The organism is Gynuella sunshinyii YC6258 (genome assembly GCF_000940805.1).
GTDB lineage: Bacteria > Pseudomonadota > Gammaproteobacteria > Pseudomonadales > Natronospirillaceae > Gynuella > Gynuella sunshinyii.
This window is the reverse complement of sequence record NZ_CP007142.1, coordinates 914,398-941,092: the sequence shown is the minus strand read 5'-3', so window position 1 is coordinate 941,092 and position 26,695 is coordinate 914,398. Positions and strand designations below refer to the sequence as shown.

Annotated in this window: 26 protein-coding genes; 9 read left to right on the top strand and 17 right to left on the bottom strand. The window is 49.4% G+C overall.

The features are described 5' to 3' along the window. Positions 1-349: 349 nt before the first annotated feature. The 3 genes from YC6258_RS04175 to YC6258_RS04165 are packed head-to-tail and all read right to left on the bottom strand — an operon-like array spanning position 350 to position 2,618. Positions 350-904, bottom strand: a complete 555-nt coding sequence (locus YC6258_RS04175) for a GNAT family N-acetyltransferase (protein ID WP_044615930.1) — start codon at positions 902-904, stop codon at positions 350-352. A gap of 12 nt (positions 905-916) precedes the next feature. Next, on the bottom strand, positions 917-1,678 hold the full coding sequence (locus YC6258_RS04170; protein WP_044615929.1) for an ABC transporter permease: 762 nt from the start codon (positions 1,676-1,678) through the stop codon (positions 917-919). A 52-nt stretch (positions 1,679-1,730) separates the two neighbouring features. Beyond that, complete coding sequence (locus YC6258_RS04165) at positions 1,731-2,618, bottom strand: Dyp-type peroxidase (protein WP_052830044.1); 888 nt, start codon at positions 2,616-2,618, stop codon at positions 1,731-1,733. Between the two features lie 282 nt (positions 2,619-2,900). On the opposite strand from YC6258_RS04165, the gene YC6258_RS04160 reads away from it, so the two are divergent. From YC6258_RS04160 to YC6258_RS04150, 3 genes are read left to right on the top strand one after another with little or no spacing between them, the layout of a single operon-like run. Beyond that, positions 2,901-3,617, top strand: coding sequence for a prolipoprotein diacylglyceryl transferase family protein (locus tag YC6258_RS04160; protein ID WP_044615928.1), 717 nt, complete (start codon positions 2,901-2,903; stop codon positions 3,615-3,617). Then, complete coding sequence (locus tag YC6258_RS04155) at positions 3,598-5,010, top strand: radical SAM protein (RefSeq protein ID WP_044615927.1); 1,413 nt, start codon at positions 3,598-3,600, stop codon at positions 5,008-5,010. The genes YC6258_RS04160 and YC6258_RS04155 overlap by 20 nt, the downstream gene beginning before the upstream one ends. Further along, the gene (locus YC6258_RS04150) at positions 5,007-5,249 is read left to right on the top strand and encodes a hypothetical protein (RefSeq protein ID WP_044615926.1); all 243 of its coding nucleotides are present in this window, start codon (positions 5,007-5,009) and stop codon (positions 5,247-5,249) included. Before YC6258_RS04155 ends, YC6258_RS04150 begins: the two co-directional genes overlap by 4 nt. A gap of 173 nt (positions 5,250-5,422) precedes the next feature. Here YC6258_RS04150 and YC6258_RS04145 read toward each other — a convergent pair whose 3' ends face one another. Further along, the gene (locus YC6258_RS04145; RefSeq protein ID WP_144407559.1) at positions 5,423-5,791 is read right to left on the bottom strand and encodes a VOC family protein; all 369 of its coding nucleotides are present in this window, start codon (positions 5,789-5,791) and stop codon (positions 5,423-5,425) included. A 156-nt stretch (positions 5,792-5,947) separates the two neighbouring features. Between YC6258_RS04145 and YC6258_RS04140 the strand changes: the two genes are divergently transcribed. After that, positions 5,948-6,958 carry a pirin family protein gene (locus tag YC6258_RS04140; protein ID WP_044615925.1) on the top strand — a complete coding sequence of 337 codons (1,011 nt, stop codon included), beginning with the start codon at positions 5,948-5,950 and terminating at the stop codon, positions 6,956-6,958. A 250-nt stretch (positions 6,959-7,208) separates the two neighbouring features. Continuing rightward, on the top strand, positions 7,209-7,466 hold the full coding sequence (locus tag YC6258_RS04135; RefSeq protein ID WP_144407558.1) for a hypothetical protein: 258 nt from the start codon (positions 7,209-7,211) through the stop codon (positions 7,464-7,466). 54 nt (positions 7,467-7,520) lie between these two features. Here YC6258_RS04135 and rapA read toward each other — a convergent pair whose 3' ends face one another. The 7 genes from rapA to YC6258_RS04100 all read right to left on the bottom strand — a co-directional run bounded on the left by rapA (position 7,521) and on the right by YC6258_RS04100 (position 16,248). Next, positions 7,521-10,331, bottom strand: a complete 2,811-nt coding sequence (gene rapA / locus YC6258_RS04130; RefSeq protein ID WP_044615923.1) for an RNA polymerase-associated protein RapA — start codon at positions 10,329-10,331, stop codon at positions 7,521-7,523. Positions 10,332-10,410: 79 nt separating this feature from the next. Further along, positions 10,411-11,238, bottom strand: a complete 828-nt coding sequence (locus YC6258_RS04125; RefSeq protein WP_044615922.1) for a M48 family metallopeptidase — start codon at positions 11,236-11,238, stop codon at positions 10,411-10,413. Further along, a complete protein-coding gene (locus YC6258_RS04120) occupies positions 11,239-11,703 on the bottom strand; it encodes a YbjQ family protein (protein ID WP_044615921.1) in 465 nt (154 codons plus the stop codon). Positions 11,704-11,709: 6 nt separating this feature from the next. Then, positions 11,710-12,024: a YbjQ family protein gene (locus tag YC6258_RS04115; protein WP_044615920.1), complete on the bottom strand. Its 315-nt coding sequence runs from the start codon at positions 12,022-12,024 to the stop codon at positions 11,710-11,712. A gap of 71 nt (positions 12,025-12,095) precedes the next feature. Then, positions 12,096-12,644, bottom strand: a complete 549-nt coding sequence (locus tag YC6258_RS04110) for a YaeQ family protein (protein ID WP_044615919.1) — start codon at positions 12,642-12,644, stop codon at positions 12,096-12,098. Beyond that, positions 12,619-13,782: a GGDEF domain-containing protein gene (locus tag YC6258_RS26995; RefSeq protein ID WP_169748928.1), complete on the bottom strand. Its 1,164-nt coding sequence runs from the start codon at positions 13,780-13,782 to the stop codon at positions 12,619-12,621. Before YC6258_RS26995 ends, YC6258_RS04110 begins: the two co-directional genes overlap by 26 nt. Before the next feature lie 309 nt (positions 13,783-14,091). Beyond that, complete coding sequence (locus YC6258_RS04100; RefSeq protein ID WP_082070551.1) at positions 14,092-16,248, bottom strand: YgiQ family radical SAM protein; 2,157 nt, start codon at positions 16,246-16,248, stop codon at positions 14,092-14,094. A gap of 334 nt (positions 16,249-16,582) precedes the next feature. Here YC6258_RS04100 and YC6258_RS04095 point away from each other — a divergent pair, with 334 nt between their 5' ends. Together YC6258_RS04095 and YC6258_RS04090 are read left to right on the top strand one after the other, a co-directional pair. Continuing rightward, positions 16,583-16,837 carry a DUF4404 family protein gene (locus YC6258_RS04095; RefSeq protein WP_169748927.1) on the top strand — a complete coding sequence of 85 codons (255 nt, stop codon included), beginning with the start codon at positions 16,583-16,585 and terminating at the stop codon, positions 16,835-16,837. A gap of 438 nt (positions 16,838-17,275) precedes the next feature. Further along, positions 17,276-17,704 carry a hypothetical protein gene (locus YC6258_RS04090; RefSeq protein ID WP_044615917.1) on the top strand — a complete coding sequence of 143 codons (429 nt, stop codon included), beginning with the start codon at positions 17,276-17,278 and terminating at the stop codon, positions 17,702-17,704. A 157-nt stretch (positions 17,705-17,861) separates the two neighbouring features. Here YC6258_RS04090 and YC6258_RS04085 read toward each other — a convergent pair whose 3' ends face one another. Genes YC6258_RS04085 through YC6258_RS04070 form a run of 4 tightly spaced genes read right to left on the bottom strand, consistent with a single transcriptional unit; the run spans position 17,862 to position 23,054 of the window. After that, positions 17,862-19,091: a YeeE/YedE thiosulfate transporter family protein gene (locus tag YC6258_RS04085; protein ID WP_044615916.1), complete on the bottom strand. Its 1,230-nt coding sequence runs from the start codon at positions 19,089-19,091 to the stop codon at positions 17,862-17,864. Further along, complete coding sequence (locus YC6258_RS04080) at positions 19,088-19,648, bottom strand: YeeE/YedE thiosulfate transporter family protein (RefSeq protein ID WP_044615915.1); 561 nt, start codon at positions 19,646-19,648, stop codon at positions 19,088-19,090. The genes YC6258_RS04085 and YC6258_RS04080 overlap by 4 nt, the downstream gene beginning before the upstream one ends. Further along, a complete protein-coding gene (locus YC6258_RS26990; RefSeq protein ID WP_052830042.1) occupies positions 19,645-21,594 on the bottom strand; it encodes a cytochrome b/b6 domain-containing protein in 1,950 nt (649 codons plus the stop codon). The genes YC6258_RS04080 and YC6258_RS26990 overlap by 4 nt, the downstream gene beginning before the upstream one ends. Next, positions 21,591-23,054 carry a tetrathionate reductase family octaheme c-type cytochrome gene (locus YC6258_RS04070; protein WP_052830041.1) on the bottom strand — a complete coding sequence of 488 codons (1,464 nt, stop codon included), beginning with the start codon at positions 23,052-23,054 and terminating at the stop codon, positions 21,591-21,593. The genes YC6258_RS26990 and YC6258_RS04070 overlap by 4 nt, the downstream gene beginning before the upstream one ends. A gap of 557 nt (positions 23,055-23,611) precedes the next feature. Between YC6258_RS04070 and YC6258_RS04065 the strand changes: the two genes are divergently transcribed. Beyond that, positions 23,612-24,172, top strand: coding sequence for a DUF4879 domain-containing protein (locus YC6258_RS04065; protein WP_052830040.1), 561 nt, complete (start codon positions 23,612-23,614; stop codon positions 24,170-24,172). Between the two features lie 85 nt (positions 24,173-24,257). Here YC6258_RS04065 and YC6258_RS04060 read toward each other — a convergent pair whose 3' ends face one another. Together YC6258_RS04060 and YC6258_RS04055 are read right to left on the bottom strand one after the other, a co-directional pair. Further along, a complete protein-coding gene (locus YC6258_RS04060) occupies positions 24,258-24,707 on the bottom strand; it encodes a hypothetical protein (protein WP_044615914.1) in 450 nt (149 codons plus the stop codon). A 191-nt stretch (positions 24,708-24,898) separates the two neighbouring features. Next, complete coding sequence (locus YC6258_RS04055; protein ID WP_044615913.1) at positions 24,899-25,330, bottom strand: Lrp/AsnC family transcriptional regulator; 432 nt, start codon at positions 25,328-25,330, stop codon at positions 24,899-24,901. A gap of 111 nt (positions 25,331-25,441) precedes the next feature. Here YC6258_RS04055 and yjeH point away from each other — a divergent pair, with 111 nt between their 5' ends. Continuing rightward, the gene (gene yjeH / locus YC6258_RS04050; RefSeq protein WP_044615912.1) at positions 25,442-26,680 is read left to right on the top strand and encodes an L-methionine/branched-chain amino acid transporter; all 1,239 of its coding nucleotides are present in this window, start codon (positions 25,442-25,444) and stop codon (positions 26,678-26,680) included. The last annotated feature ends 15 nt before the right edge of the window (positions 26,681-26,695 follow it).

Here is a 26,695-nt window from a genome sequence, read left to right as displayed (position 1 = left end):
TTGACAGTTTTCAAACCTGCATCACAAGGGAGAAGCAGAAAAGCTCATTGAGCAAAATAGATCGTCGCCATTTGACGACAAGCAAAAAAATTCAGCATCACTCCCTTTAAAAACAATAGTTTGTGAAAGTTTCCTGGAAATATATGAATGGCTTCGCCAGACTTTCCAAAAAATACTGTCGCCAATACAAGACAAACACGAAATCTTTGTCGGTTTGCCATCTGACCAGGTACAGAAATTTGCGACAAATGATAAGTGTATCTGTTATACACAGTGAATCGAATCACACGTCCGATAAGATAGTTAACATAATTTTTATCTGCACGAACGTGTGCCAAAGGATGGGAAATCAGTTTTGGGAGTGAGAAGACGGATATTCACGGCGTAATATTGAATACACCTTATGATCAACGAAAACGCCATTCAGATATTCGTTTTCCCGCAGAACACCATCAAAGTTAAAACCCAACCGTTCCGGAATCGCCTGACTGCTATGATTTCCAACGGCACAACGAACTTCTATCTTATTCAATTGAAACTCATCAAAACCGATTTCAATCAACTGCCTGAGCGCAGTGGTCATAATGCCTTTGCCACAGAACTCTCTGGCCAGCCAATATCCAACCAGACCGATGCGGTTGTTTTTTTCAATACGGTTAAACGAAATCATCCCACACAGATGTTGCCGGCAAAACACCATATATTGGGCCCCAATACCTTTGCGATACTGTTCTATGCCGATCTGAACATAGCTAATGGTATCTTCGACCCGCTGTGTCATCTCCACCCAGTTCATCCATTGACTCAGGTGAGTCCGGTCAGAATTGATCAGTTCGTAAAGAGGTCGGGCATATTCCAAACTCGCAGGTTGTATCGATACATCTTTGTTCGCAGGAAAAGGCATACTGCCCCTCTATCAGTTTTTTAATTTATAACCGGTCTTGAAGATCCACCAGATTATGGTTAGAAACAGTAACAAAAAGACCGAAACCATCATCAGACTGATACCAACATTGACGTCCGCCAAGCCGTAAAAACTCCAGCGAAAACCGCTGACCAGATAAACGACCGGATTTAACAGTGTCACTTTCTGCCAGAAGGAAGGCAGCATATCAATTGAATAAAAGGTTCCACCCAAGAAAGTTAATGGCGTCACAATCATCATCGGCACAATCTGAAGTTTTTCGAATCCATCCGCCCATATGCCGATAATGAATCCCAAAAAACTGAACGTGATGGCGGTCAGTACCAGAAATGTGATCATCCAGATGGGATGTTCAATGTGGTAATCCACAAACAACCTGGCGGTGATCAAAATAATGGAACCCAGAATGACGGACTTGGATGCAGCGGCACCAACATACCCGATAATAATCTCGATATAGGAAATTGGAGCAGACAACACCTCGTAGATGGTGCCCGAGAACTTCGGCATGTAGATACCGAAGGAGGCGTTGGAGATACTCTGCATCAATAACGTCAGCATCACCAGCCCCGGAACGATAAAGGCCCCATAGCTGACACCTTCAATCTCCACCATTCTGGAGCCAATGGCTGACCCGAACACCACAAAATACAACGAAGTGGAAATCACTGGAGTTGCGATACTCTGTAACAAAGTACGCCAGGTACGCGCCATTTCGAATTTATAAATGGCGCGAATAGAATAGAAATTCATGTGCTTCCCCTCAAATCCAATGTCCGATCAACGGCCGGACTTTTTTGAGGGATCAGTCTCGCAAAAACTGCAGGTTGATGCGACCATTTTCAGTGACGGGCGGGCACCAGAAGTTAATCCCGAACAACGGCATGGAAAAACTGAACAGGCCGTCTTCGATACCGTCTTCAAGCCCCAGCATGCGCTCAAACATGCGATTAAACTTGGCAAAATCATCGACAAACGAGATAAACACCAGTCCGGCTTCATTACGGTGATCAGTCCAAGGCATGGAGCGTCGCAGCATGAAGGATTCCGGGTCAAAGCTTTCCTGGGCGGTGCGTTTCACATGGGCGGAAGCCGGGCTGTCCTCAAACTCTTCATTATCAGCAAGACGACGGCCAATGGCATCATCCTGTTCGTTCTGCGGCAACGACTTGAAGTAGTCCAGCTCATGAACCCAGGGCTGCACGGTCACCAGACTGGCACCATTCTGAGCCTGATCCGATGACTTCACAAAGGCGGCTGCCTCAGCTTTGGCACCGGTTGGATTTTCGGTACCATCCACATACCCACTGAGATCACGCCCTTCCTGATACCGAAAAGCCTGATATTGTACTTTTACGGTGATAAATTCCTCGGTTGCGTTCAGCAGCATTCTGAGCAAATGATGTATGGCCCCCGGATCTTCCGCGCGCAACCAGAACCAAAGATCATAGTCCCGGCGTTTGGCGGCCGGATGCTGAAGGGCAGGGAACTCCTGCATGCCTTCCGGCGCCTTCCCCAGGGCTTTCAACAGTTTGGAGCCAACCCCCAGAACAATACCGTGCCCATCGATCAGCTGCTCTAGTACCGGTCGGAGTTTGTCCCACTGCTGGACATCAAACAGATCGGCAAACAAGAAACAGCCCGCTGCGGGAATTTCCTCCAGGATGCCGGGCTGAAAAGGAGTCGTCATCATCTATCTTCCTGTGTCTCAACAATAGCGCCTATTAAAACACAGCCACTTTACCAACGTCAGCCCGGCAAACACCTTACCAAGAGTCAGCTGCGCCAGGTCAACTGCTCGATTGTTCCATCCAACAGCTATCCTCTACCTCCACCAACGCCTTTGTCTGTCGCAGCAATCGTGTTTCAATGGCAGGTATTATGGCAACCAACCCCGATTCCGGGTGATGCCACCAACGAGATCCGGACGATCGATTTGAAGCTCGGGTTAATAACAAGGAACCGCTACGCATTTATGCTTCAACCACTGACCCCTCACATTGTGTTTGACTGCCTGGCTCTGTTACTGGCTATTGTCGCCGGCATCATCAGCGTGCGCTGGAAATTAAAATCCCCGATGACCAGAACCGCGGCGGGCATCGGCGCGGGTTACTTCATCGCTCTGAGCCTGGGCAGTATGACTGGCTCGTTTGCGCTGGGCACGGCCAATCTGTATCTCTCCGGGGTATCAAATATCGGCCGCAGCATTGCCGGCGCGCTGTTCGGGGCCACGCTGACGGTCGAGCTTTACAAACTCCAGCGTGGCACCCGGGGATCAACCGGGTACATGTATGTCATTCCTTTTTGCGTCCTGGTCATCGTGGGTCGCCTGGGATGCTTTTTTTCCGGCCTTGCGGATCACACCTACGGCACGCCGACCACTCTGCCCTGGGGCGTCGATTTCGGCGATGGGATGCAGCGCCATCCCGTGCAACTCTATGAAAGCCTGTCCATGCTGATGTTGTTGATGTTTGTTATATTCATGCTCAGAGTCCGGCAACAGTTTATTGTCGATTACGGCTATTATCTGTGTGTTGGTTTTTATGGCGGGCAACGTTTTTTATGGGAATTTCTCAAACCTTATGCCGCTCTTCTGGGCAGTCTGAATCTCTTTCACATCATCTGTCTGTTATTGATGATCTATAGTATCGCCATGAGTCTGGGGGTCAGGAATGGCTATCGAACAACGTAAACAAACACCGTATCTTTTTTATGGCCAGACACTGTCCTTGTGCGAACAATGTCTGACTCTGGTACCGGCAAAAATTCTGTTTGAGGGCGACAACGTCTTTTATCAAAAGCGATGCCCGGAGCATGGTGTGCAGAAAACCAAGGTTTCCACGGATGTTGCTTACTTCAAACAATGCAAGGATTACATCAAGCCTGGCGACCGACCATTGCAGTTCCAGTCCCGTACGGAATATGGCTGCCCATTGGATTGCGGCCTGTGCCCGGACCACGAACAACACAGTTGTCTGGCACTGATCGAAATCAATGAGGAGTGCAATCTGAATTGTCCGGTCTGCTTTGCCGATTCCTCCCCGGCGCGTAAACGTCATCTGCCGCTGAGCGATATAGAATTCATGATGGATGCACTGGTCGCCAGTGAAGGTGAACCGGATGTGCTGCAGATCAGCGGTGGCGAACCGACCATTCATCCTGAGATTCTGGATATCCTGGCATTGGCCAAACGCAAGCCCATCCGGCACCTGATGATCAACACCAATGGCGTTCGCATTGCCAACGATCCGCAATTCGTTGCCGCACTGGCGGATTTCAAACCGGGTTTTGAAGTGTATCTGCAATTCGATTCACTGCAAAAAGCCGCTTTGCAGAATCTGCGCGGCGTGGACCTGCGCTCATGTCGGCAACAGGCGCTGGAGAATCTCGAACGATTCAATATCTCCACCACACTGGTCGTCACCGTCAAGAAGGGTGTCAACGATGAGGAAATCGGTGCCATCATCGATTACGCCCTGCAGTTTAAATGTGTTCGCGGAATCACCTTTCAGCCGATTCAGGACAGCGGACGCAATGATCATTTTGATAAAAACAAAGACCGTTTTCTGCTCTCGGACATCCGCCGAGCGGTATACCAGCAATCACCGCATTTTGAGGCCCAGGACATTATTCCGTTGCCCTGCAATCCGGAATCCATTTCAATTGCTTACGCCTTACGTGACCAGCAACGCATCACTCCGGTGACTTCATTGTTTCCCAAAGAAGATCTGATTCAGGATGTGCCCAATGCTGTATCCTTCGAAAAAAACAGTTTGTTGAAAGACAAAGTCATCGAGTTGTTTTCGCTCTCCAGCGGCGAACTCAATACCAGCGAACGAATGGAGTCTCTGTTGTGCTGCCTGCCCAAAATTCCGGCTTTACAGAATCTGAGTTATGAAAATATTTTTCGTATCACCATCGTCCAGTTTCTGGATCGCTACAATTTTTGCGTGGGTAACGTGAAACGATCCTGTATTCACTTTGTCACCCAAGGCGGCCAGATCATTCCGTTTGATACGTACAACACTCTGTACCGCAATGGTCAGGTCGAGAAATTGCGCAAACAGGTCAGGAGGCCATCATGACATTACGAACATTTTTGCTGGGGCTAATGCTGACGATCGGTTGGCTGGGGGCAGTTTTTACAGGTGGCTGTACGCTGTTTTTTGCGATTGGAAGTATATCCGATGGCACCATATCCCAGCGTTATGTGCCGTGGATTTTGATGATTGGCGGAGTGCCTTTCATATTGAGCGTGCTGCTGATCTGGCTCGTTAAACATATCTCCAGACGAGGTCAGTCCAATGACCAGCCTGGTTCATAAACCGATGATTCAGTCAGAACCTGGCAGAGCACCGGACCAATAGTTTTCTTGATTACCAAAACCATGTCGTTTGCGTTGTTATTCAAAACAATGTTTATGAGCACCAGATATTAATTTGACAACCGCACATTGCTGAAAGCAACCGGAAACATGTGCGGTTTCAGGTACAGCGTTTATTCGGGTTTATGACATACCGCTTCAATATTGTGACCATCCGGATCAATCACAAACGCACCATAATAGTTAGGATGATATAATTCCCGAATTCCTGGAGCACCGTTATCCTGACCTCCAGCCGCCAGCGCCGCACTGTAAAATTCATCGACAGCTTTGCGATTTTCAGCGATGAAGGCAATGTGCATGGGGGCGTTGGGTTGATCACCTTCGCCAAACCAGAATTCCGGTTTACCATTCGCGCCAAGACCACACCAGCCTTGCACTTCTGTAATCTCTTCAATATTCAGTGGTGCCAGACACCGGCAATAAAACGTTTTGCTTTTCTGGTAATTTGAAACGGATACACCTAAATGGTCGATAATCATAATCCTCTCCTATTTTTCTGGTTAACACCTCAGACGGCCAACAGTTTAGTAGAGCAAATTGTCAGAAACTGTCAGTAGCACGCTCAATCGATGTTTAGTTACGGATGTATATTAATGATAAGATTCACAACAATTGTTCAATAAGAGGTAGCAGCCATGTCATCTGCCATCAAACAGATTTTCCCTCTGGACTTCCAGTGGCCCACGCTGGATCCTTTTTTATTTTGCGCACACCATAAAGACGAATACCCTGCAGGCAACCCCCAAATGGGTCCCGATGCGTCCCTGAAAGGCCGGAATATCGGTCAGGACTTTACCCTTAAAGATGGCTGGCGCATGTACCACGGGGAACAGGTTGCCGGCTTTCCAGCCCACCCCCACCGTGGTTTCGAAACCATCACAGTCGTCACGGAAGGACTGGTGGATCACTCCGATTCCATGGGGGCTGCCGGTCGTTACGGCGGAGGTGACACTCAATGGATGACCGCAGGCAAAGGCGTTCAACACTCTGAAATGTTTCCTTGCGTTCATGCCGACAAATCCAACCCTCTGGAGTTATTCCAGATCTGGTTGAACCTGCCTGCACGCAGCAAAATGTGCGAACCACACTTCAAAATGTTATGGCGCGAAGAAATTCCCAAGGTTGAGCATACCGATGCTCAGGGCCGCCTCGTTACCATAGATATTATTGCGGGCCATTGCGATGGGGTCAGTGCTGTTGCGCCACCTCCGGAAAGCTGGGCTTATGACAACGCTAACCGTATAGCGGTATGGACCATTAAAATGGCTCCGGGCGCTGAATGGGTGCTACCGGCAGATGAAGTTGGTCTTAACCGGATACTTTACTTCTATCAGGGGATGAAAATGAGTGTTGCGGGTCAGGATATAGATGCAGAACATGGCATACACTTGGCCTCAGATCATCCGGTCACTCTGAAAAACGGTGATGATGAGGCTCGCCTGGTGTTGCTGCAAGGCAAGCCTATTGCCGAACCCGTTGTTCAATATGGTCCGTTTGTAATGAATACTGAAGCTGAAATTCGTCAAACTTTTCACGAATATCAGCAGACTCAATTTGGCGGCTGGCCCTGGCCTGACCATGAACACACCCATGGTCATCAGGGTCGGTTTGCCAAACACGCGGATGGACAAATCGAAGAAAGGTAGATCAGCGAATTTTTAATTGATTTCGAACGATTTTCGAACAAAAATGAGACACGTATCTCAAAAACGATAAAAATGTGTCGAAAAATTATACAGTCAGTATTTTTATTTTTGATAACTTATTGATTTTATTGATATTTACCGATATGGCACATTTTCTGCTCATACTAAAGGAGTAGAGACTACTATCTTTTAGATATTGTAGATCGACGAATTTTTAGAGTCTGACGCTACTTTTAGAGTGAATGAAATCATGAAAAAACTTTGTATGACATTAGCAGTTGTATTAGGGATGATGACAATGTCATCAACTTCGATGGCGATGGGATCTTTGTGGTTCCATTTTCATGACAAGCACCATGGGAATGATGATCAAAAGCCTGGTAAAGATCAGAGCCCAGGTGCCGGTGACACCATTTCTGTTCCTGAAATCAACCTGGGTGGCACCGCTGCCGTGGTTGCGCTGATGGGCGGTATTTTGATGGTACTGCGCGAGAAGAAAAAAGCTTAAGACCTGATTAATCAGGTTAAAAAAAGGGGCTGGACGCCCCTTTTTTATTGCCTGTTATTTTTTGCCGCCGCTATTAATAACCACTCTGAGAGCTTGTAACTCAAGCACCGACTTCTCAATATAGACTTTGCTTTCAGCCATTCTACGCGTCAGGTGATCGATCTCATCCTGGCGGATATTGGGATTGACCTCCCGCAACGCAACCAACCGGTTACGTTCTTCCTCCAGACCGCTGCTCATCTGCTCCAGTGCCTGCTGCTGTAACAGCTGCTGGTATTCACCTGCAAAGTGCTGAGCATGTTGAAGCATTTGTTCAACCTGTCCACGAATCTGAGGAATAACCTGCAAGGCCATCTGCTTACGAATCGGTTCACACAACTCAGCCAGTTTCTCATAACTCACCGCAGCACTGAGGTTTTTACCGGATGGGTCTATCAGATACCGGGTCGGACTTAGCGGCAGATAACGCTCCAGCTGCAAATAACCTGGCGCGGCAGAATGCATGCAATACCAGGCTTCCAACAACAACGTACCTGCCGGTAATGCCGCCAGGCTCATCTGCGCCAGATTGGCATTACCAAGTTCAGAGGAAATAATAACGTCCATATTTTCGTAGACCATGGGATGCTCCCAGGTCAGATAGTCCATGTCCTCACGACTCAGGGCCCGTTGCCGGTCAAAGGTCACGGTATTGCCTTCATCTTTCAGGCCAGGGAAATGCTGGGTACGCATGTTGTCACTGGGAGTAATTACCAGCGCGTGTTCGGAGTGGTCTTCAACATCCAGGCCGAAGTTATCAAACAGCGATTCCATATACTCAAACAGAGTGTCACTCTGTTCTTCCTGCTGAATCCGCTCGATCAGATCACTGGCCACTTTCATATCGCAACTGTTACGTTCCAGCAGTTGATCACGTCCGTTATGTAATTCCTCAAGCGTGGCTTCAGTAAAGACCCGGGTATCCTGAATCAGATGGTCCAGATTGGCCTGATTACCAGACAACAGCAACGCTTCAAGAGGCTGCTGAAACTTCTGGAAGATCATATAACCAGCTGAACAGCTTTGCTGAAACAGGTTGATACCTTCATGAAACCAGCGATACAGGCTTTCCTGGGCGGTCCCCAGCAGATACGGCACATGAATCTGAATATCATGTTGCTGACCAATACGATCCAGCCGACCAATACGTTGTTCCAACAAATCGGGATTCAGCGGTAAATCGAACAACACCAGATGATGAGCAAACTGAAAGTTGCGGCCTTCACTACCGATTTCAGAACAGATGAGCGTTTGGGCACCCTGGTCCTGATCAGCAAAATAGGCGGCAGCACGATCACGCTCGATAATCGATAGTCCTTCGTAGAAAGATGCCGACCGGATTCCGACCCGCAGCGTGAGATATTTGTCCAGTGCCAGCGCAGTGGCAGCATTGTGGCAGATCACCAGTACTTTCTGGACTTTAAGGGCTTTCAAATGCTCAACCAGCCATTCGACTCTGGGATCATCACTGATCCACTGCTCCTCTTCAACCAGCGTTTCGGGGTACAACGCAAACTGTCCATCAATGCCCTGATAGATATCTGGCTGTGGCAGAGGATAGGCATTCAGGCAACGTTGTGGAAAACCTTTGATGGCTGCCCGGGTGTTACGGAACAACACCCGCCCGGTACCATGGCGGTCCAGTAGATGACGAATGATCTGATCACTGTCAAAGGTATCAGCATCCATTTCATCTCCGAGATACTCCCGCAACTGGATACGCAACTCTTCATTCAGAGTTTCCGCCACCACTACCTGTTTCACCAACTCATTGAGCTGACCATAGTGGGCAGCTTCCTGTCGGAAGGCATCCAGACTGTGAAAACGCGCCGGATCAAGTAGCCGCAGACGGGCAAAATGGCCTTCGATACCAATCTGTTCCGGAGTGGCAGTGAGCAACAACAGGCCTTTGCTCTGCTGCGCCAGCTGTTCCACAAACAGGTATTCCGAACTGACTTCGGTCTCACTCCAGGCCAGATGGTGTGCTTCATCGACCACCACCAGATCCCATTCGGCATCCAGCGCCAACTGTCGGGCGACCATACTTTGCTGGAAAAAATCAATATCCACGATGATCCGCTGTTCGGTTTCAAATGGATTACCGCTGGCGGTTTCCTCCATTGCCTCCAGGCGTTCCTGATTGAACACCGCGAAGCTCATATTGAAACGCCGCAGCATCTCCACCAACCACTGGTGCACCAGACTCGTTGGCAGCAGAATCAACACCCGACTGGCCAGTCCGGTGTGAAGCTGTTGATGAATGATCATGCCAGCCTCGATGGTTTTGCCGAGCCCGACTTCATCGGCCAGCAGCACTCTGGGCGCATAGCGACCGGCCACTTCACTGGCGATGTAAACCTGGTGGGGTAACAGACTGGTACGACTGCCCATCAAACCACGTACCGGTGACTGCTGCAGCCGGTGCTGATGATTCAGCGTATCCACCCGCAGTTCATACTCCTTGTTACGATCCAACTGGCCACCAAAAAACCGCTGGTGTGGATGAGTAAACTGTACAAAGGCATTCAAATCGAGTTCCGGGATCTGTATCTCTCCGCCACTGCCATCCACTGCGAGATAAATCAGAATGCCACGCAACTCATTTACTTCGATGACGGTAAAGGTCTCGCCATCCTGATTGCTGATCTGATCTCCAGGGGAATATTGAATGCGACTGAGCGGGGCTGTGTCAGTAGCATAGGTGCGTTCTTCTTCGGCGGCCGGAAAGCGAATGGTGATTCGACGTCCGGATACATCAGTGATTAGACCCAGGCCTAACTGGGGTTCAGTATTACTGGCCCAGCGCTGACCAACTGAAAAATTCATAGGTATTCCTCAAGCTGTATTCTTGGTGGCTTGTTGTTCGCCAACTAAAAGCGGGCGCGGATTCTACCTTGTTTAATGATTATTTTCTCGTTGACTCAGAAAAATAAACGTCGGGTATCGGTAACTTGAGTTCATCCCCAACCAGCCAATGACGCTCCCTGATCAACTCAGTAAGCACTCTGATTCTATCGGCTGTCGCCGGATGGGTCGATAGCCATTGTGGCGGTTCTGCCTGCAATACCGTCATCTGTTGGTAAAAATCCAGCGCGCCGCTGACATTACCATATACCCGTTGCACAGTGGTCAGGGCCAGAATGTCTGCTTCCTGCTCCTGACGGCGACTGTAGCCCATCACCCCCAGAGCCCCAACTGAATTCAGGCCCTGCTGATTCCCCAGCAGCGCCAGTACCAGCTGCACAGTAGCACCACCGGCCAAATTACGAATCGGATGACGCAACCGGACATGGGCGATTTCGTGAGCCAGCACCATGGCCAGCGCCTGTTCAGAATCCAGCTGTTCGACCAGTTCGGAGAAAAGAAAAACCTGTCCGCCAAGGGTCGCAAACGCATTCAACTGTTCGGATTCAAGCCAGTGGGGCGAAATACTCATCGCATCGCTGAAATCCATGGCAGCCGCCAATGTATCACTCAATTGCTGCAATGACTGCTGTCGCTGCGGGTATCGCTCATCACTGTCTGACAGCTGTTCCAGACGCAGGTTGTGAGCCAACCGGACTTCCCAGGAAAACGGCAGAAACTTGGCCAGATAACCGGCGCTGAACATCAGCAATGCCAGCACCAGTGCAATCCCTCCAAATACCATAATTGTCAGTTGCGCAAACTCTAACAACGGCTGCTGCTTACTGACGTTAATACCTTCTGGTATTTTCGGGTTTTCATAGCTCATTTATGACGATACTTGATCAATCATAGCCGTTCCATACGCCAATACCTCAACCGAACCTATGGTATTGCCCTGCCCTTTGCTGATTGAGGCTGTTTCCAGCTTCAGATTAAATACCGCTTTGGCATTCATGTCCGCCGCCTGTTGTTTAACCCGAATGATGGCTTCGCGCCGCCCACGGTCCAGTAATGATTCATAACTGCCCAAACGGCCACCGATCAGCATCCTCAGCGCCGCAATAAAACGTTTAAAATAATCCACTGAAATCACCACACTTCCGGTCACCAGCGCACTATGACTACCAGCAAGATGAGGAGGCGGAATGCGTTCGGGAAAAACCAGGATATGAGCAAGTTCCTGTTCCTTCGCAATGATGTGGCGATAGTGCTTGCGCTCAGCATAGCGTCCAAACCCATAGCCGAGAATGAGCAGCGTGAGTACAACCAGGATGTTGATTAACGATTCCATGGCGGGCTACTCAAGCACAACGGCGGTACCATACACAAACAGTTCGGCTGCGCCCTGCGCCACGGATGAGGTGGAAAAACGAATGTTGAGTATTGCATTGGCACCAATCGCCTGGGCCTGTTGCGTCATTCGCTCGATGGCTTCACTACGACTGTCTTCGAGTAATTCAGTATATCCCTTCAGTTCACCACCGAAGACATTTTTGATACTGGCCATCAAGTCCCGACCCACATGCTTGGCTCTGACGGTACTGCCTTGTACCAGACCAAGATGTTTGACCACCCTGCGTCCGGGAATGATTTCGATATTACTGAGCAACATAAGAATCTTCCTGATTGAATAAAACTGGCGCAGCCAATATACGACTGATGTTCAGAGCTGCCAATTACACACTATCTGTCTGATGCAAATAATATGTCCCTGGTCACAGTCACTGATACTTTTTCCGAGCTAACCAATGCTTCCTGATCCTGAATGGTCATTTGCAGCTGAGTCACCCGCGACAGTGATGGCAATAACGATTGTACCGACTGATTTGAAAATGAATAAACTGTTAGCGTATCAAATCGAGGCAATTCATTTTTAATCTGTTCAAACCATATTGGCGCCTGACGGTCACCATAGGCATAAACGGTTACCCGCCGGCTTCGCCCACAGGCTTTTTTGAGTCGCTCCAGTGAGGGCAGTCCAACATCGATCCAGTGCTCTATGTCTCCGGTCAGGCTCTTCTGCCACATATCCGGTTCGTCCGCAGTGCTGATCCCTCGACCAAAGCTCAAGTGTTCCTCCGCCTCAAAACCATATGCCAGAATCCGGACCATCAGCCGCAGGTCGGTTTCAGAAGGGTGCTGAGCCAAAGTCAATGCATGATCGGCAAAATACTGCCGGTCAAGGTCTGCAATATTCAAACTAACTTTATAAATCGTCGCGTTGAGTGCCATGTGTATTTCCGTCGTCCATCCCGGGGTAATTATTAATATGAGATTCTACCCGGTTGCGGCCAGTATTTTTAGCCAGATACAACGCGGTATCGGCATTGGCCAGCAGCTCCAGGACGCTGGAAGTTTCGTCTGGAACATGGGAACTGACGCCACAGCTGACAGTTACCGGGAGAATATGGTGATTTGACACAAACGGGGTATTTTCCACTTCCTGACGGATTTTTTCGGCAACTTCACATGCATGTGCAGCCGAAGTGCCGGGCAGGATGATGGCAAATTCCTCTCCGCCATAACGGGTGACGATATCAGTACTGCGTTTAACCACGTTCCTGACAATGGCAGCCACATGAACCAGACAGTCGTCTCCCAAAATGTGCCCATGAGTGTCGTTGATTCGTTTGAAGTGATCGACATCCATCATAATCAATGAAAGCGGATAACGGTTGCGCATACACATGTGCCATTGCTGCTCGACACTTTCGTTAAAGTGATGACGATTAAAAATACCTGTCAACGAGTCTGTTTTGCTGAGCGCTTCCAAAGCCTCCTTGTTTTTGCCGGCTTCATATTCTGATCTGAATGAATTCACATACTCATTATAAATCTGATTACCCAGGAAATAGCTATAAATCCAGAAACACAACATGACCAATATCAGGCTTAGATGGAATCCTCGGATAAACAACATTAACAGCATCGGTGCCATTAATATTGCAACATAGAGATGAAAAAAATTTCCTTTGGGAATTAGCGTGTTGGTTGATCCACTAACAATGGCAACCAGCCCCAACAACATGGTAAAGCTGACATTCTCAAAGCGCGGATCAGCCACAAACTTAATAAAAATAACGCTCCAACAAATCCCATGGGCAAGGGAAAAACCCAGTATCAGATATCTCCAAAATTTTTGATGTTGATGGTAAAAGGGTTTTGACAGAAGCTGCGCCAACAACAGTCTGGCTATCGCGATACTTGTCATAAGAATAAATAATGTGACGCAAAAATAGACACTCTGATGATAAACATCAGTTGAGAAAATCAGCAGCGGATACGCAACAACATAAATCAGCACACCCGACCTGGTCCGCCGCACGAAATCCTGATCTGACCGTTCCTTAAATAACTGACTAAATGCCATGCTCAAGAGCATCCCCATCCATATCGGGATCAATAAACAGACTTAATCGCGATGACCACAGATCCGAAAGATTACCATCAGGCTAGCAGAAACAATGCCTGTTTAAACGAATCATCAACGGCGACCAGTCAAAATAGCCTCTGTCATAACGTCAATTCACTTCAGAGTTTTAAGAAGAAGACCGGAACAAACCAATCAGCCAAAAATTCCCAAAATTTGACACGTGACAGCTCCATGGCTCATTACAGTCCATTTAATTGCCAAGCTAATAATTTCAGGTTGATAACCATTTGGCAACCTTCGACATCATCAATGTCGACCTTGGCGGGATTTTGGGTTATGCGGCAACCCCGTATGCTGGGTGCGGGCATGCTGATAACCGGTTCTTTTTGTCTGCTGACGCAGGCGATCTTTTTCCCGACCGGATTCTGGTGGAACCAGATGCATTTTGCCCCGACCGATCAGGTGGGCCTTACCCATACGTTTGAGTGCCTGACGTAAAACCGGCCAGTTTTCCGGATCGTGATAACGTAGAAAAGCTTTGTGTAAACGCCGCTGTTCCTTGGTTTTGGCACTGAATACAAACTCGTTGCCAGCGGATTTTACCGGCTTAAGGGGATTCATTTCCGTAATGTACATGGTACTGGCGGTGGCCATCGGTGATGGATAAAAGTTCTGTACCTGATCCACCCGAAACTTGTTTTGTTTGAGCCACAGGGCCAGATTCATCATGTCTTCATCTGTCGATCCCGGATGTGCGGAAATAAAATAGGGAATCAGATACTGCTCTTTACCAGCTTCTCTGGAGAACCGTTCAAACATCGCCTTGAAACGATCATACGTGCCCATTCCGGGCTTCATCATTTTACTCAAAGGCCCGGTTTCTGAATGTTCCGGTGCAATCTTCAGGTATCCACCGACATGATGCGTCACCAGTTCACGCACGTAATCTGGATCCTCCACGGCCAGGTCATAACGCAGACCGGAGGCAATCGCGATTTTCTTGACGCCGGAAATCGCCCGTGCCTTCCGATACAGTTGGGTGGTATAGCTGTGGTCAGTATTCAGGTTGCTGCAGATGGTCGGATACACACAACTCAGACGCCGGCAGTTTTCTTCAACTTCCTTGCTCTTGCAGTTTAGCCGGTACATGTTGGCTGTCGGTCCGCCAAGGTCAGAGATCATGCCGGTAAAACCAGGGGTTTTATCACGTATATTTTCAATTTCGGTCAGAATGGATTGCTCGGAACGACTCTGAATCACTCGCCCTTCATGTTCGGTGATCGAACAGAAGGTACAACCACCAAAACAGCCTCGCATGATGTTGACCGAGAAACGAATCATTTCGTACGCAGGGATATTGGCATCACCATAGCAGGGATGCGGCACCCGCTGATAAGACATCTCAAACACCCAATCCAGTTCTTCTGTGGTCAATGGAATCGGCGGCGGGTTGACCCAGATATCATTGCGACCATGACGCTGCACCAGCGCACGGGCATTGCCCGGATTGGTCTCCTTGTGAAATATCCGATCCTGGTGCGCATACAACGCCATGTCTTTTTTAACCTGTTCATAGGCTGGCAGGCGAATATAACTGCGCCGGGGATCACTCTTACGGGCTTTCAGGTCGGGAATCAGGGTAATGGCTTCGGCTCCCTGATTATGTTGAATACTCTCGGCCACCTCAGCCTTGTCAGACTCATCGGCCATGGCATAGGGATTTGGTTTTTTGATCAATCGCCCCGGAACATCCAGACGGGTGGAATCAATTTCCTCCCAATCCTGCGGCATTTGTTTGCGCAGGAAAGCAGTACCCCGAATATCAGTCATGTCGCGAACAGATTCTCCTGCCGCTGCCCGGTGAGCGATTTCAATCAATGCGCGTTCAGCATTACCGAACAACAGAATATCCGCCGTACTGTCCAACAGCACCGAACGACGCAAACTGTCACTCCAGTAATCGTAGTGCGCCAGCCGTCGAAGACTTGCCTCAATGCCACCGATCACCACCGGAACATCACTGTAGGCTTCTTTGCACTTTTGGGTATATACCGTCACCGCGCGATCCGGACGTTTACCAGCCACGTTGCCCGCAGTATAGGCATCATCATGACGATAGCGTTTGTCGGCAGTATAGCGGTTGATCATGCTGTCCATATTTCCGGCCGTTACGCCGAAAAACAGATTGGGTTTTCCCAGCGCCTGAAATGAGGCTTTATCGGTCCAGTCCGGCTGTGCCAGAATCCCCACCCGAAACCCCTGCGCTTCAAGTACCCGGCCAATCACCGCCATCCCAAAACTGGGATGATCCACATACGCATCACCCGTCACCACGATGATATCGCAGCTGTCCCAACCCAATTGATCCATCTCCGCCCGGGTCATCGGCAGAAATGGCGCAACACCGAAGCACTCTGCCCAGTATTTACGATAGGAATATATGGCTTTGGGTTGTTCAGTCATTACAGGACCACTCGGCTGTCGCGGGAAATTCGGGGTCGCGCATTGTACTCATTGACTGAATTATAGCCAAGCACGGCACTCGGAATAACGTGGGTTTTCCTGATCCGGGCGTGTAAGCGCCGAAAGACAGTATGAACGACAAATCCCGCACATCTGTAGCAGCGTTACTCCATTCTGCACAATATATTGAAAAACTTCGAAAAATTGCAGAAAAGTCATTCAGTCCCGACACGCGTAACTGGCAGAATTTATCATGACAGGCGACACTTATAGTGCAGTGTTTGATGCTATCCTGTGGACAGCACAACAACAAAACGATAATCAGGAGCAAGCCATGAGCGAGAATCAACTGATCAGCCTGTACGAAAAGCTCAGAGAAACCGTTGGCAATGATGAAATCAGTGAACAGCAAAAGCATCTGATGGATAAGGTGGAATATCATATTCACAATCAGGAAGAGCCGGATCCTGATGAACCCGGAATCGTCGATATTCTGGAAATGCTGGTCACAGAACTGGAGACCGATCACCCGAAAGCAACGCTGGTCGTTAAAAAACTTCTGGACACATTATCCGGCATGGGCATTTAATTTTTTGATGACATAATCACCGGCTCTTTGAAAAAGGTCCGGTGATGAAATCCCGACAGACTATTTTTATTTCAATCTCTTCACGCTTTAATTCCAAATCACACGTAGAAATCCTGAATATTATTGTCAGCAAAACGTCAAATAGCGATTCAAGTGTAAATTCACAATTCACTCATTGCATAGACATTGAAAAAACCAGAATTGTCCCACACACACTCTACTTTCGATACAGATCTACGAAAAATGAATCGCTCGCAGAGTGCTAACACAGTTAGTTAATTTTGTTTGAATATGTTGTACAAAAATTATGTAGCGAGCTTTGTCATAAATGCGTCAGTAATGACGATAACCTTTACCTGCGTTTACACTATTTCATCTACATTAAACCAGTTCAGGATCGTCTAATGAGCACATTGACGAAACAAGAGGAATTTAAAGATGAAAACATTGAAATCAGTAATCGTAACCGGCGCAGCTGTACTTGGTTTAAGCGGTTTTGCAACAGCAGGCAACCTGGATGTTCCGGTTTCCTGGGACCACGCTCAAGGGCGCGCACAGGACTTCTACTACGTACTCACCATGACTGATCAAAACGGCATAACTGATACCTATACTCTAACGCCTACAGCGGGTGCTGATTCCGTTACAATCAAAGACATTCCTGCTGGTGAGTACACCGTTAACAGCTGGGCATACAGAGTATATCCGGGACTGGGTAACACGGTAAAACGTCTGGACTACGGCCCACAGGCACTGTCAGGAACCGTGAAAATTTCTGACACTGGCAGTACTGTGTTTTCCAAAACATTGAGTATCGGTCGTTATTACGATGAAGGCAAATTCGTAACCGAAGCGTCCTTCATATAACCGGCACTTGTTTCAATGGCCATCCACAATGCTGTTCCCGTGGACAGGCCATGACCGGAAAAATTCTTTCATACCCTGTTGCCTGAAAACCTCAGGCAACGTATTTCAGATTAAGCGACCAAAGAGCGAGTTAGGGGGAAAATCCCCCTTTTTTTTATCAACCGCATCCACCCCCCGTCGGTGCTCTCTTCAATTCCAGTTTTACCTTGGCATCGAACGTCTGCTCATAGATTTCAGGGTTAGGACTGGCCATGGGATATTGATCTCCCAGGGCTTGGACAAAACGAAACCCCAACTGATCACTTCGAATTCTATCCACTCTGGCTTCGCGTAGAAAATCATCATCGGCAAACTGTTCTATCCACAGGTTAATTCCACCTTCGAGCACATACAGACTCGGCACGCTTGCACCACGAAGCTGTTTCCATACCTCCGTCGCCAGTTGTTCATCGTTACCCACCAGAATAAATACCGTATTGGCTGGTTCGGCGATGAGTGCTTGCGCCAGTTTTTCCAGTTCATTGGGGTTCGCTCTCTGGGCATCACGGATATGGAAATAATTGAAATCAGACTGCGAGCGAATATCGAGCAACCTCACCACGATCTGCCGATCATTTTGAAGGTGCAATACTTCCAGGGGTGAGGCATAAATCTGACGCTGATCGATACGCGGCTGTTCTGCTGCGGCCATACTGTTCCAGCGACGCTGAAAATCCGGCTGTCCAATGGCCGCCGTTATACCCGCCAGCAGAACCAATACACCCGCCACTATCGCGCGCCAATTGAGTCTGGGCATGGTTATTCCGGATACCCGACTTTCCACCCATTCGGACCCCCACAGCAACAACAACGCCACGACCACTATGATCAAGACAACACTGCCATAACCCAGATGGAATAATTCCGGTAAAGTAAAACGCCCCATATAACTGGAATTAAAGAAGACATTATAGAAATCAACCGTCTCACCAAAGACGAAGATTCCAAACAGCACCCCCAGCACAAAAAACAGCCCGTCCAGCTTTAATGTTGCCAACGCCACCAGTGAGGTACCCGGACAAAAACCACCGATGATAAAACCGGCCCCCATGATCAAACCGCCGAGAATTCCCGGCCACAAATAGGTTGGATTCACCCAGATAAGACGATAGTCCAGCCATCCCAGAGCTGTTGCCAAAAAAATAAGCACCATGGCAACGATAATGGCCGTGAACATCACCTTAAATACTGTAAGTTCCTTAAAATAGAATTGTGCCGCCAACTTACGAGAGTTGCCAAAACCTGCACTCTCCAGCACAAATCCAAAACCAAAACCCAGCAGTATGTAAATCAGATACGCAACTCCGGCACCATATTCAGCCACCAGATTAAGAGGAAAAACGGTCATGATTGTTTACCTCCGGGATTCCAGGCTTTGCGGAACGTCCAGGCAAGCAGGTACGCACCGGCAAAGACGGCGAACATGAAAGCCCAACTGCCAACGGACAAAACCGCGCCACCGCTCAACGCCTGTCCCGAGGTACAGCCGCGTGCCAGTCGGGCGCCATAACCCATCAATGCGCCTCCCACAAAGGCCAGCGCCCAGCGGGTTTTTGGAGTAATCTGCGGACCTTTGTTGGTTTCCAGCCGAACCCGTCCTCGCAACCAGCCGGATACAAATCCACCAATAACAGCGCCGATAACCATAAACACCACCCAATTGGTTAGCGGATTCAGATCACCACCGGCCATATGCAACAGGAAGGGGGTGTTATCCACATGTTCCGGAAACAAAGCATCCTGCACCCAGACCACCAGCCGGTTCAGACCGCCGGATGCGCCAAGACCATTGCCACTGATCAAAAAGGCCAGAAACAGCACCACTCCCAGCAAAATACCGGCGACATATGGATTCCAGTATGGCTTGCCACTGCTCGGTGCAATGGGATAGATAGAACGTTTCATGATGTGTGCTCCTCTGTCACTTCCACCTCTTCCCAACCTTCAACCATGGCTTTAATGCCGGATGTCAGTTTTGGACCGGAAGTGGTGGTGAGATAAATATGCATGACCAGAAAGGCGACAAATGCCCAGGCCAGGAAGGTGTGCACCGGTCCGAGCCAGACCAGTCCACCAAATGTCATGGCCAGTTCCGGCCATCGTTGTGCTCCCCAGATCAGCAGGCCGGTCAGCATCTGCGCTGGCAGTAATGCATTCAGAAGACCGAAATAGGCAATTTTCTGTAACGGGTTCAGCTTTTGCTCGGGCGTTTTTTCGAAGGGGTGCGGTGCACCTTTGAAAATGCCGCTGGTATAAAAACGAATCTGCTCAAACATGCGAACAAACAAGTCTGCCGGCATGGGTATAAATTGCCGGATCTCGCCGCTGGCCAGGTGATAGAACAGCGCCAGCACCGCATTCACCAGCAGAATGAAACCCAGCACGTTATGAATCTGGACCATGTAGGGAAAACTGATCCAGGCAAACAAATAAGGTTTATGGATCACCGCGCCGGTGATCAGCAGTAGCAAAATCGCCGCCGCCTGCAACCAATGCCAAAGTCGTTCATATCGGCTGTACATGTACACCCGCCGGCGTGGTTCGCGATGCGCGCCAAGACGCCGCCAGGCCAGATAGCGTCCCATACCATGAGCGAAAACACCTGCAACCGTCGCTACCAGAAGCGCCAGTCCAAGCCAGTCGGCCATCGGCACCGCATTACTGCCCAGCAGATAAATCCCCGCAGCGGTCAGATCCGGCAGGCCATCTGCCACCACAAATCCTGCCGGCAACGTCAGATTAACCGGTGCCTGGGTTATTGGTTGCAGCAGTTTGGACTGGTCAGAATGACAATCCTGACAGGCACGTACTGCCGTTTGTGTATTGACGTTGTGATGAATGGCTTTGGCAATGGTCCGCGTAGCGCCGTTTTCGGTGACCGCGATCAGATTGAAAGGTGCCAGCCGTCCCTGTTCATCGGGCAGCAGCCAGGCCTGATAGCCGGTTACCAGCTCTTCCGTGATACCACGCCACTGGAGTTCGGCAGGGTCAGTGTCGAGATTGACCGCCGCCAGCGCCGGGCCGGCGATCCAGCTGCTGTGGCAGCTTTCGCAACTGAGTCGGCTGAAGTGCTGATCCTGATAAGGCAACCACTGATGGCTCTGACCGGCATCATGACATTCACTACATGGCAGAGCTGCGGTAAAACCATGATCGGGCTGCCTCAGAAAGTCGTGGGCAGACAGCCCCCGGGGATCATATTTGACAGTCTTGCTATCGGCCGACAGTCCCTGGGGGGCCGTGGGATTATTAGCTGCGGCGTGACAATCGGCGCAACTTAAGACCCGCTCGGCATGAATATCAAAACTGAAGTTCAGAACCTGTTTATCCGCGATGTTGATGGCTGACCGGCTGATGCGCTGGGCGACATACATTTCCCCGGTGAACGCAGCATGGTTATCCAAGTTCAGTTCCGGTAACACGAAAGGTCTGGAAACATCGGTTTGAACCGCACTGTGACAACGGCCACAGGCTTCGCTGGTGGGACTGCCAAGGGATAGATCCGCCGCGTTGACAACACCCTGGGGATCAGCCAGAACTGTCAGCTGTTTCTGTTCAGGCGCATGACACAGCAGACATTGACTCTCCGTCCGCTCTGGCAGTTCCGGTTGTATACCCAGACGCCAGGCAAAGCGCTGCTGTTCGGTCATTTTCAGGATGTGAGGTTGATCCATGGTGTGATGGATAAAAGACTGGTCATGGCATTGACCACAACTCTGCGCCTGAGATACCGCTTCACCGGCCTGCCATGGTTTGCCCTCACCGTTAAGTAGTGGAATATCCGGGTGAAAGGTGTTGGCCAGCGACAAGGTTCCCAGCAACATCCCCATGATCACTACGATGCTTCTCATGGTTGTACCTCCTGCGGCCCATGACCGCGTCCACCCCAGCGAATAGGGTCACCCGGATAACCCAGTGCCTGCCAGTCCATGCGACCGGCCTGGTCGCCGGCATTTTCATTATGACAGTCACGACATTGCAGAGCATTGGCAGCCGGTTGCACCATGTGTGTCTGCGGCCAGTACATCAGCGTCTCGGTAAAACCATAATGACCGCTGTAGGGCAGACCAGCGAGTTCTGATCCCTGCCGCAGGGCGCTGTCCCAGTCGAACGTGCTCCAGTAGCCGGTTTCACCGACGGTTTTCGGTTGCAGCAGGTAGCGATAGTCAGTATCGAATACCTGAACCGCATCATGTACCTTGAATGGGAAGATCTTCGCCACCGGATCATCAATACTGCCTTTGGGCAGGTTCATGTCCGTGGGCGCTGTCTCGTTGATTTTATCGCCAAGCAGGTAGCGTTCAGCCGTACCGCTGTACCACAAATAGGTTGGACGCAGATTTGCCGTGTATTCAAACTCGCCTTTGATCTTCAGGTATTCGTGGATGTTTTCTTCACGATCGGGATCCCCCGCCTTGCTCCAGTCCCAATGGGTTTTGGTGGCCACTCGGGTAGCCACTTCCGGGATATGACAGGTTTGGCAGGCAACTGTATCGGTGTGCTGGTTGATACGATCATCCTGATGCAACTGGTTATCATGACAATCGGTGCAGGCTATCTGGTTTTTGTTATCCAGACTGACACTGATAGAGCGACCACTGATCTGATGATCCTGAGTCTGATGACAGTCAGCACAAACCATATCGTACTTGCCCATGTGCACATCCACATCCGGTGCTGGAAAATACAGGCTGGAATCGAGATCACCGTGTTTCACAGCATCACCACCGCCGCCTTTAAAGTGACAGCTGCCACAGTTGGCACGGCTGGAATAACCGACACTCTGGGCTACGGAGACCAGATCCACCGCCGCAACCGGAATGCCGGCCGGGCCTTTGACATAGGTACCGGTCTGCTCATGACAGGCCAGACAGTCAATGTTATCGCCATTATTGAAATCAAAGTTCTGATCTTCCCAGCCATAACCGGCGTGACAACTCGAACAGCCTTTCCAGTTACCGGTGATACCGATACAGAAATTATTCAACAGGTTCTTTTTGCCGCCAACCACAGGCTCATCCCGTCCTTCCACGACGACCGGCTCACTCTCCCAGGTCCAGTGCGAGGAGTGCATCACCTGATCTCTGGCGTCCTCATGACATTCCAGGCAACGGGCAGTCACCTGCTGGGCAGTCGTAAACGGGCCGGTTATCAGCGCGGAATGGTCCACATGTTCCTTGCGCTGCGGCAGAAACTCACTGGCATCGGCGATCTGACGCCCGCTATCCGGCAAGAAAATCAATATCGGTACCGCCAGAATCACCACAATGAATACCGGCAGCCAGATCCACTGAAAAGGGGAACGAGCCATATATCAGCTCCTTTTTAAATTAGTTTTTTCTAATTTAGAATATTTTGACAATCTAATATTGATTTCTGTCATGGTCAGGCGCTTTTTTTCATTACAGGCAATTTCAATAGGTCAGATCGGGAGGGATTCGGGATAGGTAACATACAGTTTGTGGCAGACCAGCGCCTTTTGGCCGATATGGACAACCATTCAGATCTGGTTGCTATCAAAACCATATTGCCAGCCTAATCGCTTGCCATCTTCACATTCCTGAGTAACCCACAGGTATTTTTTAATGCGACGGGATATTATGATCGAATGTTCAAATCCGCCAAACTTATTGCGCCAAACACAATTAACATGCTTACAATTCGCCAATTTTACCAATAGCTACCAAAACGCCCTTTGGCACAACCAATAAAATGACAGCGGACATATTTGCACCAGTCCTCCTTTAGAATGAAACACTCAAAATAACGACCCATAAAATTGAATTTCCACTCATTCAATCGCAGTATTTCATTCTCACTTAAAAAAGTTTTCAGCTGTAATTAACAAAATCAACTTAGGATACCAATATGAATAAACTGATATGTTATGTCATTGCTCTATCCGTTTTTATATCAAGTCACAGCTTCGCAGCCGACAACGCTCATTTGCTTGACACTCCTTTGATCGAAGATGCCAGAACCCTGCAGTTTGCGGAGGGTATAGTGCCTTTCTGGCAATCGTTGAATAACGGCGAGCTGAGTTATGAGCAGCCAGACGCCAGCACGATGTCAACATTGGCCCCGGCTCCTCCACTGACCTATCTGCAGGCTTATGCAGTGATTTCCACCGATTATCCAAGCTGGGAATATTTTTCCCAGAGTCAGATATCCAGTGTCCAGAATCATGGCGGTGCAGAGATGTATATCGTGACAATTGAATACGGATATGGCCAAAACAATATTGCCAAAATGAATGGCAGCATCCTCAGTCAGGTTCAAAGTCAGTACATTGTTAACAGCTCGAACGTGATCGTCGGGTGGTATCGGTGGTGGGACGCAAGTGGTTACAGCGGTGGTCAGTTTACCTATCAGAGCACATCCATAAATTCGCCCTGGAATACCATGTCAGACAATATCTATATTAAATAATGCCGCAGGCTGACGGCCAATAAACGAACCCGATCAGCCATCGGGTTCGTTAGCTTTCTATCTCATACACGACATGGTTTTCAGGTTAACCGAGAGAATCCAGATAATGCAGCAGATCCACCATTTGCTGTGTGGACTGAAGGGAAGTTTCATCAGCCCCAAAACTTTGTTTCAGACTTAACTCATTTTCCCAGTCGGCTATCAGGTTTCCGGGGGCATCTGCATTTCCATTGGTCCAGCCTGCTGGAACATTATCTGCCTTTCCCAGTTCCGGCTGAAAAGATAAAAATGAATGTTGCTGAAAACTGATGACGCCACTCTGATATAACTCATCACTCAGACTCACCGCATCGTTGGCAGATATCTGAGTGAGATCATATCGGGACATGATTTCGGTCGCTTTACCCGTCGTGCTGATAGAAACGGTATCCTGCTGCTGCCTGACCGGAACAACATTGCCGGAGCGGTCGGCAATAGTTTTCACCGTTGAAACATTTTGTGCGCTGTAACCAGACTGAATGCCGCTGATTGCCATGTGTCTGTTCTCCCATGCTCTGTGTTCCTATTTAACCCGATATAAATACTTGCCGGGTTAATATCACACAGCAAAGTCGGTGCCATAAAGAGCCTGTTTGAAACATTCTGACAGCAATCTCTATAACATAGATACCAACAACAGCCATACTCCTTTGTGTATTACCCGGGTCGCTCAAAGGTGCTCAGGTTTTACCAATCACCCGGTTTATACCATTCGGTCATCACCACATGAGTTTTGACTTTGGTGATTTGGGGACGTTGCTCGATGGCGTTACGGATCTCCGTAATTCGCTCCATACTCGACGCCCGGCACAATACCAGAAGGTCCGTTTCGCCACTGATACCATGGCACTGTACCACCTCCGGAAATACTTTGATGAGTGGAATGATATCTGTGCATTTGATGGCGGAATGATAGATCTCAAAAAAGGCGGATACCTGCTGATCCTTTGGTGGTTTTAATACCACCTGATAACCGCTGATAATACCGGTGTCTTCCATTTTTTTGATTCGTTCAGCTACCGATGAACGCGATAAATTTACCCGTTCGGCGATCCTGGCCACCGGTTGACGGGCATTCTCAATCAATTCCTGCAGGATCAGCTGGTCAAATTTATCCAAGACAACACTTCCACGGCAAAAGCCGGCATTATGACGGTCAACACCGACATTTTGTCACGCCCGGCTTGATTATGATGAATGGCAAGCTTAATCATTTCGGAGTGAATGTAAATGCAGCAATCCAGTACGGGTATCGGCCGCTGGCAGGGCATTGGCCTGCTGGTCACCACCATGCTTGGAACCGGTGTCTTTGTGCTGCCACAGCTGACCCTGCAGCAGGCCGGTTCTCTGGCATTGTGGTCCTGGGGGCTGCTGGTCATTGCCATGCTGCCCATTACCTGGGTGTTCGCGATTCTGGGCCAGCATTATCCCCATGCCGGCGGACCGGCTCAATTCGTCGAACAGGCATTTTCGCCTCATCAGGGACGGATCATTGGTCTGTTGTTTCTGTTGCTCGTTCCAATCGGTGCCCCGGCAGCCATAGAACTGACCATGGAATTCGTCAAACTGATGATACCGGTCACAGCGACTAACCAGTTGCTGGTTGAACTACTACTGGTGGTCACCATTCTGTTGCTGAACTGGCGGGGTATTCGCGCTTCCGGAATCTGGCAAACCGCACTGACGGTATCAATGCTGGTCATTGTGGTGGTGCTATTGATTTTGCATCATCCGGCCACTTCCATGCCGGTCCTGGTTGAATCAACAGATCACGCCGATGCCATGGTCGCCGCGTTTGGACTGGCCATGTGGAGCTTCATTGGTATCGAAACCATGACCCATCTGGTCAACGATTTCAAAAACCCTGATCGTGACTTTCAGTTTGCCATGATAACCGGTTTGTTGCTGGTCGGGCTGATATACCTTGGCTGTACCTGGCTGCTGTTGAGCGTACCGATCGCGGATGGCCTGAGCATGAGCGTCGTGATGGATGAGGTTTTCGGCGCTGGCGGCCGCTGGATCATAGGCATCATCGGTACGCTCAGTGGCCTGGCAACGGTGAACGTGTACATGGCCAGTATATCGCGATTAATGTGGAGCCTGAGCCAGCAAGGGGTGCTGCCCAAATCGCTGTCACGTCTCAATCGCCATCAGATTCCAGGTAATGCCCTGATAAGCCAGACATTGATCATTGCCATGGTATTGATTATGTCCGGCATGCTACAACTTCATTATGATGTACTCATCAGATGGACCAATGGCGTCATCGTTGTGATTTACCTGATGTCCATGATCTCTGCCTGGCGGTTATTACCCAAGTACCGCTTGCCAGCGCTGGCCGGTGGACTGGTCTGTCTGCTGTTTGCATGGTCGCTCGGACTGTACATGCTTTATGCACTGTTGCTCTGGGGAAGTTTGCAGTTGTTCGGTCTGCCCCTTGGCAGACAGGCCGCACAACTTGAAAGCTAAGTACCAGTACTTTGA